Origin of the sequence: Nostoc sp. CCY 9925 (assembly GCF_963920935.1) — a bacterium.
In the GTDB taxonomy this organism is placed as follows: domain Bacteria; phylum Cyanobacteriota; class Cyanobacteriia; order Cyanobacteriales; family Nostocaceae; genus Nostoc.
Genome location: NZ_CAWUDO010000270.1, coordinates 1 through 1,612, shown reverse-complemented (window position 1 = coordinate 1,612; position 1,612 = coordinate 1). Strand labels below are relative to the sequence as shown.

The window sequence follows — 1,612 nt, the reverse complement described above, 5'->3', positions numbered from 1 at the left end:
CATTGGTGATAGGTTAAGATAAAGCGTATTTTGTCAATCAGTTAAAATACTCAAAAAAACTCAAATGAAAATGATAATCGTGCGGTTCGGAGGGGAAGGAGGCGAGCGACGCTCGCCTCCTTCCCCTCTATTTGATTATCATTATCTTTAGGTTTTTAACAGCCGAAATATGAAACAAAAAAGTATTGTAACGAGAGAATAACTTTGTCAAAAGTGAGTTTCATTATTATTGTAAATTCAGTAATCAAATGTGGTAATGAAAAGCGCTCCTTGACTACTATGCCCAAAGCTGCAAAACGAAACTCCGACCACGCGCAAAAACATCATACTCCTACCATAAATAATGAAGCGATTGCGTTGCATTTAGAAGAGTTACTAACTCCAGCTATCTTTGCTCAACAAAAATACTATAAACAGTTAGGCTTACGAGATAGAATTATCAATCTATCCTTCATGGTAGCAGCAGTATTAACTTTATTATGGCGACAAGTTCCGGGAGTTCAAGAATTAACGAGGCTTTTAGCAAGAGAAGATTTATTGTGGTGTCGTGCTACTAATATTGCTCAACAATCTCTCTCTCAAAGGTTTTTAGTTTTTCCGGCTGAATTATTTGAACGAGTGTTTAAAGATTTATTACCTCAGTTACAATTTAATTGGCAGCAACGGCTGAGGCGATCGCTACCAGATAGCGTTAAGTTTGCCTTGGATAATTTTGACCGAATTTGGATAGCTGATGGGTCAACATTAGAAGCTTTATTTCGGAAGCTAAAAAGCCTGGAGGACTTGAAAACAGGACAGTTAGCTGGGAAAATCTGTACAGTTATCGATTTGGTTACTCGTTTACCAATAGAAGTTTGGTTTCACACCAATCCTGCCGCATCAGAGACTAATTTTGAAGCTCCTTTACTAAATTTATTGCCTGCTAAAACTCTAATTTTACTTGATAGAGGTTTTTACCATTTCCAGTTTTTACAACAACTTAATTTACAAGATGTTCATTTTATTACTCGCTTAAAAGCCAAAGCATCTATTAAATACTTAAAGATTTTTAGCTATGACCATTCACTTAAAGACCGATTGATTCAACTTGGAACTGTTCGTCGTGGCGCACCGGTTTTAACTTTACGCCTAATTGAAATAAAGGTTGGTAAAACTAGTTATTCTTACATTACTTCTGTCCTTGACCCCAAAATATTACCTCCCTATGCCGTTGCAGATTTATATCGCCGAAGGTGGAGAGTTGAAGAAGCTTTTTACGTAGTAAAACGCTTACTAGGGCTATCTTATTTGTGGACTGGTTCTATTAATGGTATCAAGCTACAAGTCTGGGCTACTTGGTTATTTTATGCTGTTTTGATTGACTTGGGAGATGCTGTTGCAGACGAATTATCTCTGCCATTTGACCGCATTTCTTTGGAGATGATATTTCGCGGTTTGTACCATTTTAGTGTCGCAAATGACAAAGGCAAAGCTGATGACCCGATTAAGTACTTCGCTGCCCCAGAGAATCAAGATTTAGGAGTTGTTAAAGTGTTGCGAAAACCAGTCTCCAAGCTGGATTTATCCCCTTTTCCTGCACCCTCTTGACAAAAGTGCAATCACTCTAACCTCT

The 1,612-nt window shown here is 37.8% G+C and carries 1 pseudogene; it reads left to right on the top strand.

Annotated features, from left to right (window positions below):
- Nucleotides 1-279: 279 nt before the first annotated feature.
- Nucleotides 280-1,575: pseudogene (locus tag ACM0OY_RS40330) on the top strand (IS4 family transposase); the annotation flags it as partial.
- Nucleotides 1,576-1,612 lie beyond the last annotated feature (37 nt).